Origin of the sequence: Marinobacterium iners, assembly GCF_017310015.1 — a bacterium.
Taxonomy (GTDB): Bacteria; Pseudomonadota; Gammaproteobacteria; order Pseudomonadales; family Balneatricaceae; genus Marinobacterium; species Marinobacterium iners.
On sequence record NZ_CP022297.1, the window covers coordinates 1,167,254 to 1,190,263 of the forward strand.

Consider the following 23,010-nt stretch of genomic DNA (forward strand, 5'->3'; position numbering starts at 1 on the left):
GACGGAGGTCGCAAGACCTCCTCCTACTCGATTGTTGGATAAACGCTGGCAGATAGCATCCAACAAAAAAGCCGGCACAAAGGCCGGCTTTTTATTAGAGCAGAAGGGTTCTTATTGCTGAGCGCGCTTCTGACCCATGATTTCAACGTCTACACGACGATCTGGACGCAGGCATGCGATCAGTTCTGCGCCACGACCGGTGCAGTTTGCAACCGGAGCGGACTCGCCCATGTAACCGATAGTCATTTTGCTGGAGTCAACACCGGCCTGACCCAGTTTGGCGGCAACGGCTTCAGCACGACGCTTGGACAGCTGTTCGTTATAGGCAGCTGAACCGATGAAGTCAGCGTAACCTACCAGTTTCACGCTCTGGAGGCTGGCCAGTGAACCGATGTAGTTAACGATGTTGCTTACATCACCAACCTGAGTGCTGTCGAAGTCGAAGTACAGAGCGAACTTCTTCTCAACATCAGCCATGGTGGCAACCGGAGCGGCTTCAGGGGCGGCCGGCTCAGCTTTGGCAACAGCGCCATCACAGCCTTCTACTGCCTGATCCTGAGTCCAGAAACCGGTGTGCCAGCATTCGCCGAAGCTGGTGCGCCAGATGGTATCATCAGAGTTTACGGCATAACCCGGAACCTGAGCCTGTACTGCAGCTGAGGTACCCAGTGCCATCGCCAGTCCAGCAGCAATTGCAATTTTCTTCATCATCATATCCTTGTGTGCCAGGTGGATGTTTTTTAATTGTGTACAAGTATAGAACATTCAATCAGGTTTTTCCTTAACGGCACCCATACAGGCAACTTGAGTCCGTTAAGCAGCCGTAACCTGAATCCGGTATGCAGCTAACGGCTATATTAGCTTAGGGTAGAACTTTTTTATATGGTTTTACAGTCACCTTTTGATAGACGCCTGCCTTGCAGTAAGGGTCGTCATCGGCCCACTGGCGGGCGGCTTCAAGCGATGCAAACTCTGCAATGACGAGGCTTCCAGTGAATCCGGCAGGCCCTGGATCTTGACTGTCAATGGCAGGGTGGGGGCCTGCAACCAGCAGACGCCCTTCACCTTTGAGTTGTTCCAGCCGTGCAAGGTGGTCAGGCCGTGCGGCCATGCGGGCTTCAAGTGAATTTTCAATATCTTCTGCAATGATGGCGTAGTACATCAGTTTTCTCCGCTGTTCTCTTCCTGTTCGGGCATGTGCCTGGATATATAAATGCCCTGGCTAATGACAAAAACGAGGGTGCAGCCGAGCATGCCGAACAGCTTAAAATTGACCCAGGCTTCCTCGCTCAGGGTGTAGACCACCGCCAGGTTGGCTATTCCCATAATAATGAAGAAGCCTATCCAGCCAATATTAAGATTGCTCCAGACTTTGGATGGCAGTTCGATGCTACTCTCCATCAGGCGCTGTACGATGGGTTTCTTGCCGATAAACTGACTTAGCAGGAAGGCTGCTGCAAAAAGCCAGTTAACAACAGTAGGCTTCCATTGAATGAATGCCTTGTTGTCCAGCAACACAGTGGCGCCGCCGAGAATCACAACCAGACCAAGGGTGACCAGTTGCATTTTCTCGATCCGATGAGTTTTGAGCCAGGTGTATGCCATCTGGGCCAGCGTGGCCGGAATTAGCACAGCGGTGGCCAAAATGATGTCACCACTGAATTTATATACCGCAAAGAATATAATGACAGGAAGAAAGTCGAGTAATAGTTTCATCGGGCCGCTAATATGGTTGGTGAAAGGTTCATTTCAACAGAGGTAAACAGCTTATCGTGACTGAGTCCACAAAAGTGGCACGCCTGCCAGGGTTTGACCTCCACATGCATAGTACCGCATCTGATGGCGCACTGTCCCCGTCAGAGCTGGTTGCAAGGGCGGTGGATGCAGCGGTCGAGTATATGGCATTGACTGACCACGATACGCTGGCAGGGCTTGCGGAGGCGCAGCAGGCGGCCAACGATGCCGGCTTGACGTTGATACCTGGTGTGGAACTTACCTGCCTGTGGAATCGACGTGTGCTGCATCTGCTGGGCTTGGGGATTGATCCTGACTACCCGGGTTGGAAAGACTATGAAGCCCGGCTGGCAGAGTTGCGTGTTACCAGAGCTGATAAAATCGCACGCAAGCTGGTTGCTCGTGGTGTGCCGGATAACATTATTGAACTTGCCAGAGCACAGGCAGGGGATGGTCAAATCGGCAGGCCTCATTTTGCGCGTGCATTGCTGGCGGCAGGCGTTGTAAGCAGTGAAAATGAGGCGTTTGATCGTTACCTTGGGCAGGGCAAGCCCGGTGATGTGAAGGCGGAATGGCCGGATATCGTTGAGTCGATTGATATTATCCGCAAAAGCGGCGGCTTTTCCATTCTGGCCCATCCAACAAAGTACAGTTTAACCTTTTCAAGGCTGAGGTTGCTGATTGCTGAGCTTGCCAAGTCTGGAATTGATGGTATTGAGATTGGTTGTCCCAATGTTAGCCGAGACCAGGTAGGTCTGTTGTTGAGAATAGCGGATACACTTGACCTTAAAATTTCGTCCGGCAGTGATTTTCACAATCCGGACATGACCTGGACGCGACTTGGCCGTTTCCCTGCCGTCGAAAGCGACAGGCATCTTATTTATGACTTTATCAGGCGCTGAAGCAGTTCAGTGCTGATTCGACAGGAGGCTTGAAAATGAGCCAGTTTTTTCAGATACACCCGGAAAACCCCCAGGCACGCCTGATTCAACAGGCGGTAGAGATTATTCGTTCAGGCGGGGTTGTCATCTACCCCACTGATTGTGCCTATGCGCTGGGTTGCCATTTGGGAGATAAAAAGGCGGTTGATCGTATCAAGCGTATTCGGCAGTTGGATGATAAACATAATTTTACCCTGGTATGCGACGATCTTTCCTCTATAGGTACCTATGCCAAAGTGGATAATCAGACCTTTCGTCTCTTGAAGGCGCATACCCCTGGGGCGTATACATTTATCCTGCCTGCCACTACAGAAGTGCCACGCAGGTTGCTGCATCCGAAGCGTCGCACGATCGGTATTCGTGTACCGAATAATCCGATCGTTGCAGCGCTCTTATCCCAGCTTGGCGAGCCCATTATGAGTACCTCCCTGATTATGCCGGGTGAGGAGTTGCCAATGACGGATCCATACGAAATGCGAGACCTGCTTCAACATCAGGTTGATCTGATCATTGATGGTGGATATTGCGGTATGGAAGCAACCAGTGTGATTAATATGGTCGATGAAGTGCCGGTTGTCGTGCGTGAAGGGGCTGCTGATACTTCACATTTTAAATAGGATTTTTTGCTGTCAGTATTGAAAAAAAAAGTTTTGTAGCGATAATTAAGCACATTCACCTGTTCAATTAATTTATGGCGGCAAAATATGACTGATTTTAACAAGATTCTGACTCGCAAAAATTCTCTGCGTAAGCACTGCCAGGAGATGACACTGGCCGAAATCGATAAGGTTATTACTGACCTTAACGATATTCGCTTGGAGCTTGAAGAGGCTAAGCTGCGTGAAGAGCAGGAGCAGCAGGCCAAAAAGCATCAGGTAGAAGAAATCCAGCGTTTGATGCGCGAAGCCGGTATTGGGCTGGAAGAGCTAAAGCAGAATGTTGAGCCGGTTGCGCGTAAAAAAGCGGTCAAGGCCAAATACGTTATTAAGGATAGCGAAGGTAATGAGCACGCCTGGTCTGGTCGTGGCCGTACACCGGTTGCCTTCCGTGAATATATGGACGCGAATAATCTGACCAAGGAGCAGTTGCCCACCGTTGATTGATCGGGCATCATGCATGTGGCGATAGCCTCTTCGGGGAAACCCGAAGGGGCTTTTTTGGTTTTTCGCCGATTTATATCAACAGGGCAGTCGTCAGGTGCCCCGAAAAGAGACGTCAAAATGTCAGATGAAAAATTGCAAAAGGTTTTGGCGCGCTCCGGTTTTGGCTCACGTCGTGAGATGGAGCGTTGGATAGAAGAAGGTCGTATTGTCCTGAATGATCAGCCAGCCAAGCTGGGCGACAGGGTCAGCGCTGCTGACAAAATCGTTCTGGATGGCAAGCCGGTCACGCTGACCTTTGCCTCGATGGCAGAGCGTCGTGTTCTGATTTACAACAAGCCGCTGGGTGAAGTGTGTACGCGGCATGACCCTGAAGGGCGGACGACGGTTTTCGATAATCTGCCTCCCCTCAAACAGGGGCGTTGGGTTGCCATTGGCAGACTCGATATCAATACCACGGGGCTGCTGATTTTTACCACTGACGGCGAGTTGGCCAACCGTATGATGCATCCCTCCATGCAGATCGACCGCGAGTATGCGGTCAGGGTGCTTGGGAATGTGGACGATGACATGCTGGAGCGATTGAAGCAGGGTGTTTTGCTGGATGACGGCATGGCCAAATTCACTGATGTGCGTTACTTCGACGGTGAAGGCGCCAATAAGTGGTATCACTGTGTTGTGATGGAAGGGCGTAACCGTGAAGTGCGTCGCTTGTGGGAATCGCAGGGGCTGCAGGTTAACCGGCTCAAGCGGGTGCGCTTTGGTCCTGTATTCCTGCCCAGCGATATCAAGGTAGGCACCTGGCGTGAACTGCCGCCCAAAGAGGTTGAGTTGCTGGCACGTGAGCTGGAGCTGGATACCGCTCGTACCCATCGCCCGACACCAAATGAGGCAGAAAAGGAGCAGCGCCTGTACAAGCGCCAGAAAGTGCGCCAGGCAGTCATCAAAGGGCAGCCTGCTGCGGTGGAAGAGAAGCGTCGCAGTGGCAAAACCAAGGCCCGCTCGGTGGGTAAGCGAAACACCGGTAATCGCGGGCGTCGGGTCTGAGTTCCGGGGTCAGGCGGATTCCTGACCCTGAGCGTCCATGGAGCGGCCATTGACCCCTTTGCTGTCCGGCCCCATCAGGTAAAGGTACAGCGGCATGATTTCAGCCGGGGTGGGGTTGGTTTCGGGTGGCTCGGCGGGGTAAGCGTAGCTGCGCATCTGGGTGCGGGTCGCGCCCGGATTGATGGCGTTGATCCGAATGGCCGGGTCGTTATCCAGCTCGTCTGCCAGTACCTGCATCATCCCTTCGGTCGCAAACTTTGACACCGAATAGGCTCCCCAGTAGGCACGGCCTGTGCGCCCTACGCCTGACGATGTAAAGATCACGGATGCATCGCTGGACTTGTGCAGCAATGGTAAAAGCGCCTGAGTCAGCAGGAAGGGGGCGTGTACATTAACGCGCATGACCTTTTCCCAGGTAACCGGATCATAGTTTTCGATCGGGGTGCGCATGCCGAGAATGCCGGCATTGTGCAGTACCCCGTCCAGGTGGCCGAACTCATCATACAGCTGGTTGCTCAGCTCGATATAATCATGCTCGACCGCAGTGTCCAGATTCATGGGTACGATGGCGGGCTGGGGCAGACCGGCGCTCTCGATTTCGTCATACAGTGATTCAAGCTTTTCCAGGGTGCGGCCAAGCAGTACCACGGTGGCGCCGTGTCTGGCGTAGTGCCAGGCAGCGGCACGGCCAATCCCATCGCCGGCGCCGGTAACCAGAATGATCCGGTCCTTGAGCAGCTCGGCCGGTGCATCGTAGTGAAACATCCTTAGCTCCTTAAACTCCCGGTTTTTCCGGGAGTATGTTTTCAGCCTGTAACAATAATGAGTTTAGCAGCGGCTGCAGCTCTGATGGCTGATGTGAAATATAGTGACTGTTCCAGTCTTCGGCCTGTTCTCCGGCGTTCAGGTAGCCCCAGGCTGCCGCGACGGTGATCATGCCTGCGGCGTGACCTGCTTCGATGTCCCGCCTGTGATCACCCACGTAGATGCACCTGGCCGGGTCGACCTCCAGCTGTTGGCAGGCCAGCCAGAGGCCTTCTGGGTCGGGTTTGCTGGCGTTGACATCCTCCGGGCAGACAAGGCTGGCACAGCGTTCGGTCAGGTTGAGGCTGTCAAGCAAGGTGAGGGTGAAACGCTGTGGCTTGTTGGTGACGATGCCCCAGCGAATCCCTCTTTCTTCCAGCCAGCTCAGCAGAGGCTCTATCTCGTCAAACAGTCTGCTGTCTTGGCAGGTATCAGTGCCATAGTAATCGAGCAGTTGCTGGTGCAGCGCAGGAAAAGCATCCGCGTCCTGCTCCAGCTTGAACGCATGCATCACCATGGCACGGGCGCCGTTGGAAACCTGGGTACGCAACTCACTGAATTCAATTGGCTCGCGCCCGGCTTCGTTTAGCATGCGGTTGATAATGCGGTGGAAGTCGCGAGCGCTGTCGAGCAGGGTGCCGTCCAGGTCAAACAGCACGGCATCGATGGTTGCCATTATTCCGGGCTCCGACTGCAGGCCAGCATGTAGTTGACGCCAACATCGCTCGGGTCAAGGCGGTACACCTTGGTCAATGGGTTGTAAACCAGACCGCTCATTTCCCCCACATTAAGACCGGCGCCTCGTACCCAGCCGCCCAGCTCGGCCGGGCGAATGAATTTGTTGAAGTCATGGGTGCCATCAGGAACCAGTTTAAGCATGCGCTCGGCACCTAGAATGGCAAACAGGTAGCTTTTGGGGTTGCGGTTCAGAGTGGAGAAGAACACCTGCCCACCGGGTTTGACCAGGCGGGCGCAGGCGCGTACCACAGACTCGGGGTCAGGGACGTGTTCCAGCATTTCCATGCAGGTGACCAGGTCAAAGCCGCCGGGCATCTCATCGGCCAGGTCCTCTACCGTGATGCGACGGTAGCTGACGCGGGCACCGCTCTCCAATCCATGCAGTTTGGCAACCTTGAGCGGGGCCTCGCCCATGTCGATACCGGTGACCTCGGCGCCACGGTGTGCCATTGCCTCGGACAGTATGCCGCCGCCACAACCTACATCCAGAACGGTCTTGCCAGCCAGGGAGCCGATTCGATCGATAAAGTCCACCCGCAGAGGGTTGATGTCGTGCAGAGGCTTGAACTCGCTGTTGCGATCCCACCAACGGCTGGCCAGCTCCTCGAATTTGGCAATCTCGGCCGGATCAATATTCGGCGTACGCTCGTCACTCATCAGTTTTGCCCTTGCGTCCAGAATCAGATATGCCGCATTCTAGCACTATGGTTTGAGGGTCGGAAATTCACCTCTTTCAATACATCAGGGAATACACGCCGGGAGTAAAAGGATGATCGGTTTCTGGAAACGCAATGATACGGGTGCGGAAGACAAGCCTCGGGCGTCAGGGGTGCGGAAACAACCGCCGCTGCTGACGGGGCGGGCGCAACACTCCGAGACTGCCATGGTAGAGCTGCTCAATCGGGCGAGTGTTGTTCGTTTTGCTGCCGGTGATGACCTGCTGGCAGTGCAGTCGGAGCTGGCCAGTAGTTATATTTTGCTTCAGTCGGGTACTGTTCGCGTGGCGCCTGCCGCAACCGAAGAGGCGATCAGTCTGGAAGTGACTACGGCACTGAACCTTATAGGTGCTGAAGGATCAGGCCTGCCTCGCTTCAGCGTGCAGGCCCAGAGTGATGGGCAGTTGTTGCTGTTGAGTGATGCTGCGTTCAGTCAGCTGCAGGAATCCACTCAGTTGGTGCTGTTGCAAATGGCACAGCACTCGGCCGCAGAGCGATTTCTGCAGTTGCTGGATCATTATCGTCGGGCGCAGCAGCGTTATGAACGGCTGTCTTCGGTGCTGTTTACTTCTGCCGCCGATGCGGCTGAAGCCTTTGCAGGTTCAGAGCCGGTACAACAAATCATTGCCCGTATACCGAGATTGCCGGTTTCCAGTGTGGAGCTGCTTAATCGGCTGCTCGATGAAAAAACAACACACTCCCAGATTGCAGAGCTGGTGCGTCAGGATCCCTCCCTCACGGCGACCCTGCTGAAAGCGATCAATTCATCACGCTATAATTTTGACCAGAAAATTACCGATCTGAGCCATGCGGTGAGTCTGCTGGGCTTTGAAGGTGTGTATCAGATCATCATGGCCGAAAGCATGCGCAAAAGCCTGCCGGATACGGATCGTTTTCGTGTCAGCTATCATCGTGCGCTCTTGCTCTCCTATCTTGTGTTTGCCCTTGCACAGGCCAGTGGTCGAGCGCGGCCCGCCGAAATGGCCACCATCGCGCTGCTGCATGACGTAGGCCGTATCGTAATCGAACTGTTGCAGCGCCAAAACCCGGCCTTCAAAGCGATGATTGGTCAGATACATCCCGGTGTGGTGGGGGCTGAGCTGCTTAAGGCCTGGCAGCTGCCTGAGCCGGTCTGGAGCAGTATCGCCTTGCAGCACTACCCTGATTTTGTTCAGCCGCGCCGACTGCCAGCCGAGATGCAGGATCGGGTTGCGTTGTTACACCTTTCAGCCTGGTTGCTGGACTGGCGAGAGCAGGGGGGGAGTGTCGATGAGCCCCTGTTTTTGCAGGAGTATCTGGCGCACGTGGGCTGGGAGGGGGCTACGGCAGAGCAGGTCTGGGAGCGTAAGGTCAAGCCTTTGCTTCGTCAGCGCCGAAGTGCCCTGCCCAAGGCGCTGCAGCAGATGCTCGATGATGCTTGATCCCTGTCAGGGAGTCGGCCGGTTAGCGTGAAATCCGCTCAGCTGTGGTATACTCCCGCGGTTTGAAAGCGCGCCATCAGGGTGTGCCCAGGTACCGGATCAAGGAAAGCTGAGCGAATGGGTGATTTAGCCAAAGAAGTTCTGCCAGTCAACATCGAAGATGAGCTGAAACAGTCCTATCTCGATTATGCCATGAGCGTCATCGTCGGGCGTGCTCTGCCGGATGTGCGTGACGGCCTTAAACCGGTTCATCGGCGTGTACTCTTCGCCATGAACGAACTGAACAATGACTGGAACAAGCCTTACAAAAAGTCTGCCCGTGTGGTGGGTGATGTAATCGGTAAGTACCACCCTCATGGTGACAGTGCGGTATACGACACTATCGTGCGTATGGCGCAGAACTTCTCCATGCGTTACATGCTGGTAGATGGTCAGGGCAACTTTGGTTCAGTCGATGGCGACTCGGCTGCAGCCATGCGTTATACCGAAATCCGAATGGCCAAGATTTCCCATGAGCTGTTGGCCGATCTGGAAAAGGAAACCGTTGATTTCGTCGACAACTATGACGGTACGGAGCGTATCCCGGCCGTGCTGCCGACGCGGGTTCCCAATTTGCTGGTGAACGGCTCGTCCGGTATTGCCGTGGGTATGGCGACCAATATCCCGCCGCATAACTTGGGCGAAATCGTCAAGGGCTGCCTGGAGTTGATCAATAACCCGGATATCAGTATCGATGAGCTGATGGAGTTCATTCCGGGGCCTGATTTCCCCACCGGTGGCATTATCAATGGTCGAGCCGGCATCCTGCAGGCCTATCGTACCGGTCGTGGCCGCATCTATGTGCGTGCGCGCCACCATATCGAAGACCATCCCAAAAACGGCCGGCCGATGCTGGTGATCACCGAGATCCCGTATCAGCTGAACAAGGCGCGTCTGATCGAGAAAATCGCTGAGCTGGTCAAAGAGAAGAAAATAGAGGGAATCAGCGAGCTTCGAGACGAGTCTGACAAGGACGGCATGCGCATCGTGATCGAGTTGCGCCGTGGTGAAGTGCCCGAAGTGATCATCAATAACCTGTTTGCCCAGACTCAGCTGCAAAGTGTGTTCGGGATTAACATGGTGGCGCTGGTTGATGGTCAGCCGAAGATTCTGGACCTTAAAACGATTCTTCAATGTTTCGTTCGTCACCGCCGTGAAGTGGTGACCCGCCGTACCATCTTTGAACTGCGCAAGGCACGCGAACGTGGGCATGTACTGGAAGGTCTGGCAATTGCGCTGGCCAATATCGATCCGGTCATCGAACTGATCAAGCAGTCTCCTTCTCCTGCCGAAGCGAAAGAACGTCTGATCGCAACCGCTTGGGTGCCGGGTAATGTGACCGACATGCTGGAACGTGCAGGTGAAACCGCTTGCCGGCCTGAAGATCTGGAGCCCCAGTATGGCATGCGCGACGGTCGTTATTACCTGTCACCGGTTCAGGCCCAGGCAATCCTCGACCTGCGTCTGCACCGCCTGACCGGCCTTGAGCACGAGAAGCTGATCGCTGAATACCGTGAGCTGCTGGACAAGATCGCCGAGCTGCTGCATATTCTGGGCTCTTATGAGCGCCTGATGGAAGTGATCCGCGAAGAGCTGGAAGCGCTGGTGGCAGAGTATGCCGATGAGCGCCGTACCGAGATTCAGGCCTCGATGCAGGATCTGACCGTGGCGGATCTGATCACCGAAGAGGATATGGTGGTGACGATCTCTCATGCCGGTTACGCCAAAACTCAGCCTCTGACCGATTATCAGGCTCAGCGCCGTGGTGGCAAGGGCAAATCAGCGACGGCAATGAAAGATGAAGACTTCATCGAACACCTGCTGATTGCCAATACCCATGACACCATTCTCTGTTTCACCAACATGGGCAAGGTGTACTGGCTTAAGGTTTACGAAATTCCTCCGGCCAGTCGTGCCTCCCGTGGTCGCCCAGTGGTCAACATTCTGCCACTGGCCGAAAACGAGTGGATCAGCACCATTCTGCCGGTGCAGGCGTTTGATCCTGACCGATTCATTTTCATGGCAACTGCCAACGGTACCGTGAAAAAGACACCGCTGGATGCCTTCTCGCGTCCGCGCAGTACCGGTTTGATTGCACTGGATATTGTGGAAGGTGACCGCCTGATCGGCGCGTCTCTGACCAGTGGTCAGGATGATGTCATGCTGGTGACCAGTGCCGGCAAGGCGATCCGTTTCAACGAGAACGATGTTCGCGCCATGGGCCGCACGGCACGCGGTGTTCGCGGTGTGCGCATGGATGATGATGTCCAGGTCATAGCCCTGATGGTGCCGCAGGCAGGAGGCGAAGTACTGACCGCTTCCGAGCACGGTTACGGCAAGAAGACCCGTGTGGACGAGTTCCCACTGCGCGGTCGTGGTGGTCAGGGTGTGATCGCCATGCAGTGTACCGAGCGTAACGGCCAGCTGGCCGGTGCGGTGCAGGTGTTCGAAGGCGACGATGTGATGCTGATCAGCAACCGCGGTACTCTGGTACGGACGCGCAGCAGTGAAATCTCAAGTCTGGGCCGCAACACTCAGGGCGTGATGCTGATCCGCCTGGCTGAAGAAGAGGCGCTGGTGGGGATTGCGCGTATTGAAGAGCCTGACGAAGAGGATCTTGAAGCGGCAGAAGACAGTGCCGAATCACGCACCGAGGTACCGGAAGAGGCTGCCGATGATGCGCAGGATACTCAGGCTGATGATACCGGCAGTGATGCCTGATTCCCTTTATCTAACTGGAATTCAAAGCTGAAATGACACGTAAATACAATTTCAGTGCAGGGCCTTCAGCCCTGCCGGAAGAGGTGCTGCAACAGGCACAGGCTGAGCTGCTGGACTGGCACGGTCAGGGGCTCTCTATTATGGAGATGAGCCATCGCAGTGACGAGTATGTTGGTGTTGCGGCTCAGGCCGAGCAGGACCTGCGCGACCTGATGGGCATCCCGGCCAACTACAAGGTGCTGTTCCTGCAGGGTGGTGCAACGGCCCAGTTTGCCATGGTGCCGATGAACCTGCTGCGTGGTGCGAGCTGCGCGGACTATATCGATACCGGCATCTGGTCCGGCAAGGCGGTCAAGGAAGCCCGGCGCTATGCGCAGGTGAATGTGGCTGCCAGCACCGCAGGCAATAACTACACCTCGGCACCGGCGCAGTCAGAACTGCAGCTGACACCTGGGGCGGCCTATCTGCATTACACCACCAACGAAACCATTGGTGGTGTCGAGTTTGACTACATTCCCGACTGCGGCGATGTGCCACTGGTTGCTGATATGTCTTCCGATATTCTGTCTGTCCCTGTGGATGTCAGCCGCTTTGGCCTGATCTACGCCGGCGCACAGAAGAATATTGGTCCTGCTGGCCTGACGGTGGTGATCGTGCGTGAAGATTTGATCGGCCAGACGCTGGCGGGTACGCCAAGCATGTACGACTACAAAATCCACGCTGACGCCGACTCCATGAACAACACGCCGCCGACCTTTGGCTGGTATTTGGCCGGGCTGGTGTTCCAGTGGCTCAAGCGCCAGGGCGGTGTAGAGGCGATGGCCGAACTGAACCGCCGCAAGGCCGCTAAGCTCTATGCGGCCATTGATGCCAGCGATTTCTACGGCAATCCGGTAGCGATCAACAACCGTTCCATCATGAATGTGCCGTTTACGCTGGCCGATGCCGCTTTGGAAAAACGTTTCCTTGAACTGGCAGAAGCAGAAGGAATGCTCAATCTTCAGGGGCATCGCTCTGTTGGTGGCATGCGGGCGAGCATCTATAACGCGGTACCAGAAGCGGCGGTGGATGCGTTGATCGACTTCATGCAGCGGTTCGAAAAAGAGCAGGCCTGAGTATGAAGGCGACTGACAAGGGTGCGGTAGATACGCAGGAAGCGGAACTGCGGGTGTTGCGTGATCGCATCGATACGGTGGATCGTCAGATCCACCAGCTGCTGAATGATCGCGCCCGGCTGGCACAGGGCGTGGCTGAAGTGAAGGAGCGCTATCGCGAAGGGGGCGAGACACCGGTATTTTACCGACCTGAACGTGAAGCGCAGGTGTTGAGAGCCGTAATGGCCCGCAACGAGGGGCCGTTGCCCGATCAGGCCGTTGCACGCCTGTTTCGCGAGATCATGTCGGTCTGCCTTGCGCTTGAGCAGCCGATGCGTGCGGTGTTCCTCGGTCCTGAAGGCACCTTTACACAGCAGGCAGCGCAGAAGCATTTCGGGCAGGCTGTTCATTGTCAGGCGTTGCCAAGCCTGGAGCAGGTGTTCAGTGAAGTGGAGCAGGGCAGTGCTCACTATGCGGTTGTCCCCATCGAGAGTGAGGATGCCGGTTTGATCCGGCATACGCTGGATCTGTTTCGCCGCTTCGGCCTGTATATATGCGGTGAAGTGGAGCTGGCTCCCGAAGCGGCAGCGCAGGCCACTGATCGTTGCCCCCGTTTTCTGGTCGTTGGTCGTGAAGCGATTGGTCCCAGCGGTGATGACAAAACCTCACTGTTGCTCATCTGCCGTGATGAGCCTGGCGTGCTGCATGATCTTTTGTCGCCTTTTCACCGACGCAATATCAGTCTGACGCGTCTGGAAACACGCAGCAGCGGTGAGCACGACTGGAAAATGCTGTTCTATATTGATTTCGAAGGTCATCGTGAAGATCCCGCAGTTATCGAATTGCTGACGGAACTGGATGGTCTCGATATCGAGGTAAAATTTCTCGGATCCTACCCGAAAGCGGTGCTCTGAGTTCATACAGTATAAGGATGCCAAGGGATGTCATGTGATTTTATGGCACTGGCGACACCTGGAGTACAGGGGTTGCACCCCTACGAAGCAGGCAAGCCGGTTGAGGAGCTGGAGCGTGAGCTGGGGATACACGATATCATCAAGCTTGCCAGCAATGAGAATCCGCTGGGACCCAGTGCGTATGCGATTGAAGCTATACAGAAAGCATTGGCCGAAGCTACCCGTTACCCAGACAGTAATGGCTTTCGTCTCAAGGCGGCGCTGCATCAATATTATGGACTGATGCCAGAACAGCTGACGCTGGGTAACGGCTCCAACGACGTGCTTGAGCTGATCGCGCGTGCCTTTCTTCAACCCGGAGATGAGGTTATCTTCTCCGAATACGCCTTTGCGGTGTATCCCATTGTGACTCAGGCCTGTAGTGCCAAGGCGGTCATCACGCCCGCTCGTGATTATGGCCACAATCTTCAGGCGATGGCTGAAGCCATTACAGAAAGTACCCGCCTGATTTTCATTGCCAACCCGAATAACCCAACCGGCACCGCCTTGATGCGTGACGAGCTGACAGCATTTCTGGCAGCCGTGCCGGAGCATGTCATTGTCGTGCTGGATGAAGCCTATACGGAATATGTTGAGGCTGGAGACTTTCCGGATGGGCTGGAGTTACTGCCTCAGTTCCCGAATCTGGTGGTGACCCGCACATTTTCCAAGGCCTGGGGGCTTGCCGGCCTGCGCGTCGGTTTTGCTGCCGCCAGTACAGTGATTACCGATCTGCTTAACCGTGTACGGCAACCGTTCAATGTATCCCATCTCGCGCTTGCGGCTGCTGAGGCTGTTCTGGATGACGGTGATTACCTGGCTCGCAGTGTCGAGCTTAATCGCAGGGGAATGGCTCAGCTCGAGCAGGGGCTGAAACAGCTTGGAGTCGGTTATATCCCCTCGTTCGGGAACTTCATCACTGCCGATATGGCACGCCCGGCCCAGCCCCTGTTTCAGGCACTGCTGCATGAAGGCGTGATCGTGCGGCCATTGGGCGGATACCGGATGCCTCAGCATCTGCGTATCAGTATCGGTCTGACAAATGAAAATGACCGGTTCCTGCGGGCACTCAAACAGGTGCTGGCGTGCTGAACTACTCTGGTAAGTCGCAATACCAGCTCGACAGAGTGCTGATCATTGGCTTGGGGCTGATAGGTGGCTCTTTTGCCAAGGCACTGAAGATTCGTTCCTGTGTTCGTGAAATCGTGGGTGCCGATCGCAGTGAGGAGGAGTGCCGGCTGGGTCTCGAGCTGGGTGTGATTGATCGTGTTGCCACTGACCTTGAAGCGGAAGTGTCAGCGGCTGATCTGATCGTCCTGGCCGTTCCGGTCAAGGCGATGGAAAGTGTGCTTGAACAGATTCGTCCCTGGCTGCGTTTGCGCACACTGGTGACGGATGTCGGCAGCACCAAGGGAAGCCTGGTAGCAGCCGCACGTCGTCTGTTCGGGCAATTGCCACCGACCTTTATTCCTGGGCACCCCATTGCCGGTGCCGAGAAAAGCGGTGTGCGTGCTGCCGATGCTGACCTGTTCGAGCGACATAAGGTGATCCTAACACCGCTGCCCGAGACCGATCCAAATGCCACGCTTGAGTTGGCACGCCTGTGGCAGGCGGTAGGTGCCGAAGTATTGCAGATGGAAGTTGAACGGCATGATGAAGTGCTGGCTGCAACAAGCCACTTGCCGCACCTGCTGGCATTTTCGTTGGTCGATACACTGGCGCGTGAAGAGGAAAATCTGGATATTTTTCGTTATGCCGCAGGCGGCTTTCGTGACTTCACGCGCATTGCTGCCAGCGACCCAACCATGTGGCATGACATCTGTGTTGCCAATCGAAGTGCGGTGCTGGCGCAGATTGATCGTTATACCACCGGTCTGACTCGTCTGCGCAGTGCCATTGACACTGGCGATAGCCAGACGATGCTGGGAATCTTCACGCGAGCCAAGGCGGCTCGAGATCACTTTACCCGATTACTGACGGGGTCAGCCTATTCATCGAATGATCATGCGGCTGGAGTAAGCTTGCGTGTCAGCAGTGATGCTGCACCAGTAGGTGAACTGGTATTGCCGGGTGATAAGTCGGTTTCACACAGGGCGATTATTCTTGCGGCCATAGCCGATGGCGTAACGGATATCAGTGGTTTTCTCGAAAGTGAAGACAGCCTGGCGACGTTGCAGGCAATGCGTGATATGGGCGTAGTCATTGAAGGTCCGCATCAGGGCAGGGTCAGAATCTACGGAGTTGGCCTGCATGGGCTTAAACCGCCACCCGGGCCGCTCTACCTGGGTCACTCAGCTACCTCGATGCGTCTTTTGGCGGGTGTGCTGGTCGCTCAGCCGTTCGATACCGAGCTGTTCGGTGACGAGTCCCTGAGTCAACGCAATATGTCACGTGTGGCGGAGCCGCTGCGTCTGATGGGAGCGGATATTGAAACCGGTATTGGCGGCTGCCCGCCACTGAAAATAAAAGGGGGGCGCAGGTTGCGGGGTGTTCGCTATACCCTGCCGATGCCCAGTGCACAGGTTAAATCAGCGCTGCTGCTGGCAGGGTTGTGGGCAGAAGGTGAAACCCGAGTGGTTGAGCCGGTGGCGACACGTGATCACACCGAACGGATGCTGTCAGCGCTTGGAGTTGATATGAGCAGTGACGCCGGGGAGGTCTGCCTTAAACCTGCTCAATCGCTGCGAGCTGCACCTATCGAAGTTCCGCGCGACCTGTCCTGGGCGACACTGTTTATGCTGGTAGCCAGTCTCAGCCCTGGGGCTGACCTGCTGCTCAAAGGGGTGGGTATTAATCCCAGTCGAGCGGGTGCGCTGCGCGTGCTTGAGCGCATGGGGGCTGTCATTACACTGTCTGAGCAGCACCTCCAGGCAGGGGAACCGGTAGCCGATATTCATGTCAAGGCGGGGCGGCCACTGTCTGCAGTGACAGTGGACCTGTCAGATCTTGCCACGGCCAGCGACGAGGTACCTCTGTTGTTGGTGGCTGCAGCCTGTGCAGTGGGACACAGCCGATTTACCGGGCTGGATGGATTGCGTCGCAAGGAGGAAAATCCGGTGGCGCAAACAGCGCAGCTGTTACAGCAATTGGGTGTGCGGCTAGAGCTGGATAATGACCGAATCGAAGTAACCGGTGGGTGCATCGAGGGTGGTGAGATCATGTTGAATGGGCAGATCCGGGTTGCCATGGCGGCGCTGGCGGCTGGGCTCTGCGGCGAAAATACACTCAAAATTGGCGGAGGCGGCTGTTTGTTGGCAGCATGCCCCGATCTGATCGAGTTGATGCAAAGACTGGGTCTGAATGTGCATAAGGAGGAGGGCTGATGTCCAGCCAGGAAAAACAGGCCGCCGTCATTACGGTGGATGGCCCCAGTGGGTCGGGCAAGGGAACAGTCTGTCAGTTGCTGGCACGCGAGTTGGGCTGGCACCTGCTGGACAGTGGTGCGCTGTATCGCGTAACCGCTTTGGCTGCCCGTCACCATGGGGTTGAGCTGGATGATGTAGAGGCGCTGGAAGTACTGGCGGCTCACCTTGATGTGCGTTTCAAGGCGACAGATGGGGGGGATACTCAGATTATCCTTGAAGGCGAAGAAGTGACCCATGCCATCCGTAACGAGCGGGTAGGAGAGGATGCTTCGGTAGTGGCGGCGCTGGGACCCGTGCGTGAGGCTTTGTTGAGCCGTCAGCGTGATTTTGCGCTTGCGCCGGGACTGGTGGCTGACGGTCGTGATATGGGGACGGTGGTGTTCCCCCAGGCCGGTTTGAAAATATACCTTGATGCCAGTGCCGAAGAGCGTGCACAACGACGTTATAAGCAGTTGATTAGCAAGGAACCCGGTGCTAGCCTTGGTGATATATTGAACGATATAAAGGCGCGTGATGCACGCGACATGAATCGTGCAGTTGCGCCCCTTAAGCCGGCGCCGGATGCGGTGATACTGGATTCCACCTTGATGAGCATTAAAGAGGTGTTACAAGCCGTATTGGATGAGGCAAGACACAGAGGCCTACGTTGATGTAGCCGAAACCTGGGAAGGATCAGTAATGAGCGAAAGTTTTGCGGAGCTGTTCGAAGAGAGTCTGAAAGAGCTGGATATGGCGCCGGGTTCCATTGTAACCGGCACTGTTGTGGCGATTGAGAATGACTTTGTGATCGTCAATGCCGGACTTAAGTCCGAGGGGGTTATCCCTCTGGAACAGTTCCGTAATGACAAGGGAGAAGTCGATCTGAAGGTGGGTGACGAGGTACGTGTTGCCCTCGAAGCACTGGAAGATGGCTTTGGCTCGACTGTCCTCTCGCGTGAGCGTGCCAAGCGTGCCGAATCCTGGGGAGTGCTGGAGCAGGCCTACGAGGCAGGCGAAAGTGTGCATGGTCATATCGTGGGTCGGGTGCGTGGTGGCCTCACGGTCGAGGTCAATGGCCTCAATGCCTTCCTGCCAGGTTCTCTGGTAGATATTCGCCCGCTGCGTGATACCTCTCACCTTGAAGGTCAGGAACTGGAGTTCCGCATCGTCAAGCTGGATCAGCGCAGCAACAATCTGGTGGTATCTCGCCGTGCCGTGCTGGAGGAAGTCTACAGCAAGGAACGTGAAAAGCTGCTGGAAAAAATGGAAGAAGGCCTGGTGGTCAAAGGGATCGTCAAGAACCTTACCGACTACGGTGCCTTTATCGATCTGGGTGGTATCGACGGCCTGCTCCATATTACCGATATTGCCTGGAAGCGAGTCAAGCACCCGAGCGAAGTACTCAACGTCGGTGATGAAATCGATGTGAAGGTGCTGAAATACGATCCTGAGCGCAAGCGCGTTTCTCTGGGTCTGAAGCAGCTGCAGGAAGATCCCTGGAATCAGCTGACCAAGGAATATACCGTTGGCAGCAAGGTCAAGGCGCGGGTTACCAACTTGACCGATTACGGTTGCTTTGCGGAAATCAGTACCGGCGTTGAAGGTTTGGTGCATGTGTCCGAAATGGACTGGACCAACAAGAATATCCATCCCTCCAAGGCAGTTCAGGTAGGGGAAGAGATCGAAGTCATGATCCTCGATATCGATCAGCAGCGCCGGCGTATATCACTGGGTATGAAACAGTGCCAGCCGAACCCCTGGGAAGCCTTCTCCAGTCAGTTTGCCAAGGGTGACCGGCTCAAGGGGCGGGTGCGCTCCATTACCGATTTTGGTGTCTTTATCGGGCTTGATGGCGGCATTGACGGTCTGGTCCATCTCTCCGACCTGTCATGGGACCTGCCGGGCGAAGAAGCGATGAAGGCGTACAACAAGGGGGATGAGGTCGAAGCCGTTGTGCTGTCGATTGATCCGGAGCGTGAGCGAGTTGCGCTGGGTATCAAGCAGCTCGATTCCGATCCCTTCACAGAGTATGCCGATCAGCATCCGAAGGGCAGCCGTGTCAGGGGTACTATTCGTGAGGTAACGCCGCGCCAGGCTTTGGTAGAGCTTGCCGAGGGTGTTGAAGGTGTGCTCAAGGTCGCGGAGCTTTCGCATGACCACATCGCTGATCTGACTACTGAGCTTAAATCAGGTGATCAACTCGAAGCAGCGGTTCAGAGTGTCGATCGCCGTAACCGAACACTCAACCTGTCGGTGCGTCAGTTGGAACAGGAGCAGACCCGTCAGGCGATGAAGTCCGTTCAGGAGCAGCCGGTTGAGGACGCAGGTCCGAAGACCATCGGTGACCTGATCAAGGAACAGATGAAAAAACAGGACTCCTGAGCCAACGGCTCAAGTTCGACTCCGCACCCGGGGCCGGGTGCGGAACCTGGTCTCAACCGGAGGTGTTATGACCAAGTCTGAGTTGATCGAGCGCTTGATAGACGCGCATCCTGAGCTGTCTGTGAAAGATGTGGAGCTGGCAGTGAAAACCATGCTGGATCACATGACCGATGCACTCTCTACCGGTGAGCGCATTGAGATTCGCGGTTTTGGCAGCTTCTCGTTACACTATCGGGCACCGAGAATGGGGCGGAACCCGAAAACCGGCGAAGCGGTACCCTTGCCGGCCAAGCACGTTCCCCACTTCAAGCCTGGCAAGGAACTGAGAGATCAGGTCAATGAAGGACTCAAGACCGGCTATTGATCTCTTGTACCGGGGCGGTACAACGCAGAGGAATTACGAGTGAACTGGCTTAAAAACCTGATTACCATAGTGCTGGGGCTGATCGTTATCGGTGTCGGTATTCTGTTCACCATTCACAACACAGATCAGGTCACCATTGATCTGGTGTTCTTTCAGCTGCCGCAGGCAAGTCTGTCACTCTGGTTGATTGCGACTTTTGTTCTGGGCGCTCTGTGCGGCATTGTGCTGAGCATTTTGACCATTCTGTCCCTTAAAACGAGGCTCCACTCTTCTCAACGCAAGGTGGTTGCCTTTCGCAAGGAGCTGGACCAGTTGCGCACGGCTGGCCTGAAAGACAGTACCTGAAATGAGTGCGGATTATCTGCTTATTGTTCCCCTGTTTCTGGCAGTGGGAGCAGGCTGGTGGTTGGGGCGATCCCAAAACCGTTCGGCGCAGCTTGAGCAGGAACGCAAGGTTAATCTGAGTCGCGAGTACTTCATCGGCCTCGATTACCTGATCAGCGAAAAAACCGATGAGGCGATCGAGAGCTTCATCCGTGCCCTTGAAATCAACTCCGATACCATTCCGGCACACCTCACTCTGGCGAAGCTGTTTCGACGCAAAGGCGATGTTGAACGTGCGATCGGCATTCATCAAAAGCTGCTTGCGCGGCCTGACCTGAGTCAGCAGGACTTTTTGCGTATCCAGATGGCGCTGGCGCGCGACTATGATGCCATCGGCCTGCTCGATCGGGCTGAAAATCTGTTGTCGGATATTATTCGTCAGGCTGGCGGTCAAGAGATGAAGCGCAAGGCGCAAACGCTTTTGATCAAGCTTTACGAAAAAGAGGGTGAGTGGCGGCAGGCACTGGATACCGCCAGCCAGTTGCAGACTCAGGAGTTGCGCGAAATCAGGCATGAGCTTGCGCATTATTGCTGTGAGTTGGCTCAGCGCCTGTCACGGCAGGGTGATGCCGAAGCCGAACGCTTCCTGCGTCAGGCCCTGTTGTATGACCCGAATTGTGCCAGAGCCAGTCTTATACGAGCGAAACTTCAAATCGAGGCCGGGCGCTGGCGACATGCGATCAAGAGTCTCAAGCAGGTACTTGAACAGGATGTGTTGCTGGTCTCCGAAACAATACCGCTGTTACAGCGCTGCTACAGTGAGCTGGGTTCGCTGGCAGAGTTTGAAGGCTATCTGCGTGCCTGTCTCAGCAAGGCACCCTCTGCCAGTGTAATCATTGCGCTGGCCGATCGCATTCGCAGCCAGAAGGACGTGTTTGCGGCTGGTGTCTTTCTGACAGAAGAGCTGAAGAAACGTCCCTCGATAAAGGGCTTTAACCGCCTGATCGACATGCATATTGAGTATGGTTCCAGCAGCGCACGTCAAAGCCTGACAGTGTTGCGCGGCCTGACTGGCCAGCTGGAGCAAAGCAAGCCCGTTTATCAATGTAACCACTGCGGTTTTGCCGGTCGTACGCTGCATTGGCAGTGTCCCTCCTGCAAGCAGTGGAGTAGCACTCGGCCGATCCAGGGACTGGAAGGCGAATAAGAGAGAAGAGCATGACCCTCGATACCAACAGAATCATCGTGGCCCTTGATTATCCCGATCGGGTGGCTGCCCTGCAGATGGCGCAACAGCTTGATCCGGCACTATGCCGCGTCAAGGTAGGCAAGGAACTGTTCACGCGCTGTGGTCCATCCATCGTAGAGGCCCTGCAGAAGCTTGGCTTTGATGTGTTCCTGGATCTGAAGTTTCACGATATCCCCAATACAACGGCACGTGCCGTGCAGGCGGCAGCCGAACTGGGCGTGTGGATGGTCAATGTGCATGCTTCCGGTGGCCGGCGCATGATGGAGGCCTCGCGCGAGGCGCTGGACAAGGTCAATGAGGCCAGTACCCTGCTGATCGCAGTGACCGTTCTGACCAGTATGGAGCGGGGTGATCTGGCCGAGGTCGGTCTGGATATCGACCCGCTGGAGCAGGTGGTGCGATTGGCCAGGCTGACGCACAGCAGTGGTTTGGACGGTGTTGTGTGCTCAGCACAGGAAGTTACTGCAATTCGGGCGGCTGTCACAGGCGATTTTGCGCTGGTGACACCCGGAATACGTCCCGCTTCAGCCGAGCAGGGAGATCAGCGTCGGATCATGACCCCGGCACAGGCGATTATTGCTGGCAGTGATTACCTGGTGGTTGGTCGCCCGATCACCCAGGCGGAAGCACCCTCAACCGTTGCTGCCGAGATTCGTGAAGAGGTTTTGGCAGCGCTGGGTTGATATTCCAATCCTGATCCGGATCAATGGATGGTCTGTAAGGGTTGTAAATTACAGTGTGATGGACTTAGAGTATTAGAGCCGGTCAGGGAGTGACTGGCTTCCATATGACAAGGAGAAAGTCATGATCAAACGCCTGCTGTCTGCCGCCGCTCTCGCCGGTGCGCTACTGTTCTCACCCCTGTCCATGGCCGCTGAACCGATTGATATCAATACGGCTACAGCCGCTGAAATTGCAACTTCCCTTAATGGTGTTGGGCCTGCAAAGGCTGAAGCAATTGTTGCGTATCGTGAAGCCAATGGTCCTTTCGTCAGTGTCGATCAATTGACTGACGTAAAGGGCATCGGCGCTGCCACGATCGAGAAAAATCGCACTCAGATTATCATCGAACCCCGCTGACCCCTTGCCATCACTCCCTGATCCATACTCTCAGGCAGGCGAAACCGCCTGCCGCTGCCCGTTCTAAAGTACGAATGCGAGCACCACCGGAATGGTGACAAGGCTTCCGATATTGCCGATCAGTACAATCGATGCAACCAGATGTGGCTCCTGATTGTAGCGTTCTGCGATCATGTAATTCAGTACTGCCGGCGGCAAGGCGCCGAAGATCAGCAGATAGGCAAAATATTCGGCGGGCAGATTCAGTATCGGGTATAACATAAGCGCTACCGCGATGCCGCTCAGTGGAGCGAGTATGGCCCCCCACACCCCAACTCTCCAGTGGGTAAAGTCCACGCTGGTCATCCGTACGCCAAGTGCAAACAGCATCAGTGGGATCGCGATCTGACCCAGCATATCAATAGGGACCTGTGCGGTTGTGGGCAGCGTAACATTGAAGCTGCTGACCAGTAATCCGGCAATGGTGGCGATGATCATTGGCATGCGCAGCACGTTCAGAGGGTTGGTACGATGGTCCAGCATGTAGGTGCCCACCGTGAAGTGAAGCAGGTTTTCCACCAGAAAAAGTACAACAGCGGCTGGCAATGCCTGCTCGCCAAACGCGAGTACCAGCAGTGGTATGCCAAGGTTGCCGCTGTTGTTGAACATCATGGGGGGGAGAAACGTCTTGCCTTTGACGCCCATTAGGCGGCAAACAGGCAGCAGCAATAACCCCGATCCCAGTACAACCACAGCGGCCCCAATGGCCAGCATGGAGTAGGTTGGCAAATCGAAGGATTTTGCAGACATGACCGAAAAGATCAGTGCGGGGCAAAATACATCGATGTTGATTCGGTTGGCGATCGACATGTCAGTGTTGCGCCAGCGGGCATAGAAATAGCCCACGCTGACGATGGCAACCAGCGGGAATACGGTCTGAAAGATCCGTTCCAGCAGTGTGTAAACCGTGCTCTCCATAT

Annotated in this window: 24 protein-coding genes; 17 read left to right on the plus strand and 7 right to left on the minus strand. The window is 55.5% G+C overall.

The window, feature by feature from the left end; translation table 11 throughout:
• Nucleotides 1-111 precede the first annotated feature (111 nt).
• From CFI10_RS05700 to CFI10_RS05710, 3 genes are all read right to left on the minus strand, one after another.
• The gene (locus CFI10_RS05700) at nt 112-714 is read right to left on the minus strand and encodes an OmpA family protein (protein ID WP_242530131.1); all 603 of its coding nucleotides are present in this window, start codon (nt 712-714) and stop codon (nt 112-114) included.
• Between the two features lie 148 nt (nt 715-862).
• A complete protein-coding gene (locus CFI10_RS05705; protein ID WP_206840458.1) occupies nt 863-1,162 on the minus strand; it encodes a YciI family protein in 300 nt (99 codons plus the stop codon).
• Nucleotides 1,162-1,716: a septation protein A gene (locus CFI10_RS05710; protein WP_206840459.1), complete on the minus strand. Its 555-nt coding sequence runs from the start codon at nt 1,714-1,716 to the stop codon at nt 1,162-1,164. Before CFI10_RS05710 ends, CFI10_RS05705 begins: the two co-directional genes overlap by 1 nt.
• 56 nt (nt 1,717-1,772) lie before the next feature.
• On the opposite strand from CFI10_RS05710, the gene CFI10_RS05715 reads away from it, so the two are divergent.
• From CFI10_RS05715 to rluB, 4 genes are all read left to right on the plus strand, one after another.
• Nucleotides 1,773-2,636: a PHP domain-containing protein gene (locus tag CFI10_RS05715; RefSeq protein ID WP_242530132.1), complete on the plus strand. Its 864-nt coding sequence runs from the start codon at nt 1,773-1,775 to the stop codon at nt 2,634-2,636.
• Nucleotides 2,637-2,671: 35 nt separating this feature from the next.
• On the plus strand, nt 2,672-3,292 hold the full coding sequence (locus tag CFI10_RS05720) for an L-threonylcarbamoyladenylate synthase (RefSeq protein ID WP_206840460.1): 621 nt from the start codon (nt 2,672-2,674) through the stop codon (nt 3,290-3,292).
• Between the two features lie 87 nt (nt 3,293-3,379).
• Entirely contained in the window at nt 3,380-3,778 is a 399-nt protein-coding gene (locus CFI10_RS05725; protein ID WP_091825576.1) for an H-NS histone family protein, read from the plus strand.
• 117 nt (nt 3,779-3,895) lie between these two features.
• The gene (gene rluB, locus CFI10_RS05730; protein ID WP_091825579.1) at nt 3,896-4,822 is read left to right on the plus strand and encodes a 23S rRNA pseudouridine(2605) synthase RluB; all 927 of its coding nucleotides are present in this window, start codon (nt 3,896-3,898) and stop codon (nt 4,820-4,822) included.
• A gap of 9 nt (nt 4,823-4,831) precedes the next feature.
• On the opposite strand, the gene CFI10_RS05735 is transcribed toward rluB, so the two are convergent.
• Genes CFI10_RS05735 through ubiG form a run of 3 tightly spaced genes read right to left on the minus strand, consistent with a single transcriptional unit; the run spans nt 4,832 to nt 7,021 of the window.
• Nucleotides 4,832-5,587: a YciK family oxidoreductase gene (locus tag CFI10_RS05735; protein WP_206840463.1), complete on the minus strand. Its 756-nt coding sequence runs from the start codon at nt 5,585-5,587 to the stop codon at nt 4,832-4,834.
• A 10-nt stretch (nt 5,588-5,597) separates the two neighbouring features.
• Nucleotides 5,598-6,302 (minus strand): HAD family hydrolase, encoded by a 705-nt coding sequence (locus CFI10_RS05740; RefSeq protein WP_206840464.1) that lies wholly within the window; start codon nt 6,300-6,302, stop codon nt 5,598-5,600.
• Complete coding sequence (gene ubiG, locus CFI10_RS05745) at nt 6,302-7,021, minus strand: bifunctional 2-polyprenyl-6-hydroxyphenol methylase/3-demethylubiquinol 3-O-methyltransferase UbiG (RefSeq protein WP_206840466.1); 720 nt, start codon at nt 7,019-7,021, stop codon at nt 6,302-6,304. The genes CFI10_RS05740 and ubiG overlap by 1 nt, the downstream gene beginning before the upstream one ends.
• Nucleotides 7,022-7,133: 112 nt before the next feature.
• On the opposite strand from ubiG, the gene CFI10_RS05750 reads away from it, so the two are divergent.
• The 13 genes from CFI10_RS05750 (at nt 7,134) to CFI10_RS05810 (ending at nt 22,051) form a co-directional block, all read left to right on the plus strand.
• Complete coding sequence (locus tag CFI10_RS05750; RefSeq protein ID WP_206840469.1) at nt 7,134-8,501, plus strand: HDOD domain-containing protein; 1,368 nt, start codon at nt 7,134-7,136, stop codon at nt 8,499-8,501.
• A gap of 117 nt (nt 8,502-8,618) precedes the next feature.
• Nucleotides 8,619-11,261 carry a DNA gyrase subunit A gene (gene gyrA / locus CFI10_RS05755; protein ID WP_206840471.1) on the plus strand — a complete coding sequence of 881 codons (2,643 nt, stop codon included), beginning with the start codon at nt 8,619-8,621 and terminating at the stop codon, nt 11,259-11,261.
• 32 nt (nt 11,262-11,293) lie between these two features.
• Nucleotides 11,294-12,376 (plus strand): 3-phosphoserine/phosphohydroxythreonine transaminase, encoded by a 1,083-nt coding sequence (gene serC / locus CFI10_RS05760; protein ID WP_206840473.1) that lies wholly within the window; start codon nt 11,294-11,296, stop codon nt 12,374-12,376.
• A 2-nt stretch (nt 12,377-12,378) separates the two neighbouring features.
• Complete coding sequence (pheA, locus tag CFI10_RS05765; protein ID WP_206840474.1) at nt 12,379-13,269, plus strand: chorismate mutase; 891 nt, start codon at nt 12,379-12,381, stop codon at nt 13,267-13,269.
• Nucleotides 13,270-13,296: 27 nt separating this feature from the next.
• Complete coding sequence (gene hisC, locus CFI10_RS05770) at nt 13,297-14,400, plus strand: histidinol-phosphate transaminase (RefSeq protein ID WP_206840476.1); 1,104 nt, start codon at nt 13,297-13,299, stop codon at nt 14,398-14,400.
• Entirely contained in the window at nt 14,394-16,631 is a 2,238-nt protein-coding gene (locus CFI10_RS05775) for a bifunctional prephenate dehydrogenase/3-phosphoshikimate 1-carboxyvinyltransferase (protein WP_206840478.1), read from the plus strand. Before hisC ends, CFI10_RS05775 begins: the two co-directional genes overlap by 7 nt.
• Nucleotides 16,631-17,323 carry a (d)CMP kinase gene (cmk, locus tag CFI10_RS05780; RefSeq protein ID WP_091825605.1) on the plus strand — a complete coding sequence of 231 codons (693 nt, stop codon included), beginning with the start codon at nt 16,631-16,633 and terminating at the stop codon, nt 17,321-17,323. The genes CFI10_RS05775 and cmk overlap by 1 nt, the downstream gene beginning before the upstream one ends.
• 28 nt (nt 17,324-17,351) lie before the next feature.
• A complete protein-coding gene (gene rpsA, locus CFI10_RS05785) occupies nt 17,352-19,034 on the plus strand; it encodes a 30S ribosomal protein S1 (RefSeq protein WP_206840481.1) in 1,683 nt (560 codons plus the stop codon).
• Nucleotides 19,035-19,101: 67 nt separating this feature from the next.
• Nucleotides 19,102-19,398, plus strand: a complete 297-nt coding sequence (locus CFI10_RS05790) for an integration host factor subunit beta (protein WP_091825610.1) — start codon at nt 19,102-19,104, stop codon at nt 19,396-19,398.
• Between the two features lie 39 nt (nt 19,399-19,437).
• Entirely contained in the window at nt 19,438-19,743 is a 306-nt protein-coding gene (locus CFI10_RS05795) for a LapA family protein (protein ID WP_091825613.1), read from the plus strand.
• 1 nt (nt 19,744) lies between these two features.
• Nucleotides 19,745-20,929, plus strand: coding sequence for a lipopolysaccharide assembly protein LapB (gene lapB / locus CFI10_RS05800; RefSeq protein WP_091825616.1), 1,185 nt, complete (start codon nt 19,745-19,747; stop codon nt 20,927-20,929).
• A gap of 11 nt (nt 20,930-20,940) precedes the next feature.
• Nucleotides 20,941-21,654: an orotidine-5'-phosphate decarboxylase gene (pyrF, locus tag CFI10_RS05805; RefSeq protein WP_091825619.1), complete on the plus strand. Its 714-nt coding sequence runs from the start codon at nt 20,941-20,943 to the stop codon at nt 21,652-21,654.
• A gap of 121 nt (nt 21,655-21,775) precedes the next feature.
• A complete protein-coding gene (locus tag CFI10_RS05810) occupies nt 21,776-22,051 on the plus strand; it encodes a ComEA family DNA-binding protein (protein WP_091825622.1) in 276 nt (91 codons plus the stop codon).
• Nucleotides 22,052-22,114: 63 nt separating this feature from the next.
• Here CFI10_RS05810 and CFI10_RS05815 read toward each other — a convergent pair whose 3' ends face one another.
• Nucleotides 22,115-23,008 (minus strand): AEC family transporter, encoded by an 894-nt coding sequence (locus tag CFI10_RS05815; protein ID WP_206840483.1) that lies wholly within the window; start codon nt 23,006-23,008, stop codon nt 22,115-22,117.
• Nucleotides 23,009-23,010: the final 2 nt, after the last annotated feature.

What these genes read in the sequence shown, in the direction of transcription:
- CFI10_RS05700 (WP_242530131.1), bottom strand. Translation starts at nt 714, where the DNA reads ATGATGATGAAGAAAATTGCAATTGCTGCTGGACTGGCGATGGCACTG.
- CFI10_RS05705 (WP_206840458.1), bottom strand. Translation starts at nt 1,162, where the DNA reads ATGTACTACGCCATCATTGCAGAAGATATTGAAAATTCACTTGAAGCC.
- CFI10_RS05710 (WP_206840459.1), bottom strand. Translation starts at nt 1,716, where the DNA reads ATGAAACTATTACTCGACTTTCTTCCTGTCATTATATTCTTTGCGGTA.
- CFI10_RS05720 (WP_206840460.1), top strand. Translation starts at nt 2,672, where the DNA reads ATGAGCCAGTTTTTTCAGATACACCCGGAAAACCCCCAGGCACGCCTG.
- CFI10_RS05725 (WP_091825576.1), top strand. Translation starts at nt 3,380, where the DNA reads ATGACTGATTTTAACAAGATTCTGACTCGCAAAAATTCTCTGCGTAAG.
- rluB (WP_091825579.1), top strand. Translation starts at nt 3,896, where the DNA reads ATGTCAGATGAAAAATTGCAAAAGGTTTTGGCGCGCTCCGGTTTTGGC.
- CFI10_RS05735 (WP_206840463.1), bottom strand. Translation starts at nt 5,587, where the DNA reads ATGTTTCACTACGATGCACCGGCCGAGCTGCTCAAGGACCGGATCATT.
- CFI10_RS05740 (WP_206840464.1), bottom strand. Translation starts at nt 6,302, where the DNA reads ATGGCAACCATCGATGCCGTGCTGTTTGACCTGGACGGCACCCTGCTC.
- ubiG (WP_206840466.1), bottom strand. Translation starts at nt 7,021, where the DNA reads ATGAGTGACGAGCGTACGCCGAATATTGATCCGGCCGAGATTGCCAAA.
- CFI10_RS05750 (WP_206840469.1), top strand. Translation starts at nt 7,134, where the DNA reads ATGATCGGTTTCTGGAAACGCAATGATACGGGTGCGGAAGACAAGCCT.
- gyrA (WP_206840471.1), top strand. Translation starts at nt 8,619, where the DNA reads ATGGGTGATTTAGCCAAAGAAGTTCTGCCAGTCAACATCGAAGATGAG.
- serC (WP_206840473.1), top strand. Translation starts at nt 11,294, where the DNA reads ATGACACGTAAATACAATTTCAGTGCAGGGCCTTCAGCCCTGCCGGAA.
- pheA (WP_206840474.1), top strand. Translation starts at nt 12,379, where the DNA reads ATGAAGGCGACTGACAAGGGTGCGGTAGATACGCAGGAAGCGGAACTG.
- hisC (WP_206840476.1), top strand. Translation starts at nt 13,297, where the DNA reads ATGTCATGTGATTTTATGGCACTGGCGACACCTGGAGTACAGGGGTTG.
- cmk (WP_091825605.1), top strand. Translation starts at nt 16,631, where the DNA reads ATGTCCAGCCAGGAAAAACAGGCCGCCGTCATTACGGTGGATGGCCCC.
- rpsA (WP_206840481.1), top strand. Translation starts at nt 17,352, where the DNA reads ATGAGCGAAAGTTTTGCGGAGCTGTTCGAAGAGAGTCTGAAAGAGCTG.
- CFI10_RS05790 (WP_091825610.1), top strand. Translation starts at nt 19,102, where the DNA reads ATGACCAAGTCTGAGTTGATCGAGCGCTTGATAGACGCGCATCCTGAG.
- lapB (WP_091825616.1), top strand. Translation starts at nt 19,745, where the DNA reads ATGAGTGCGGATTATCTGCTTATTGTTCCCCTGTTTCTGGCAGTGGGA.
- pyrF (WP_091825619.1), top strand. Translation starts at nt 20,941, where the DNA reads ATGACCCTCGATACCAACAGAATCATCGTGGCCCTTGATTATCCCGAT.
- CFI10_RS05810 (WP_091825622.1), top strand. Translation starts at nt 21,776, where the DNA reads ATGATCAAACGCCTGCTGTCTGCCGCCGCTCTCGCCGGTGCGCTACTG.
- CFI10_RS05815 (WP_206840483.1), bottom strand. Translation starts at nt 23,008, where the DNA reads ATGGAGAGCACGGTTTACACACTGCTGGAACGGATCTTTCAGACCGTA.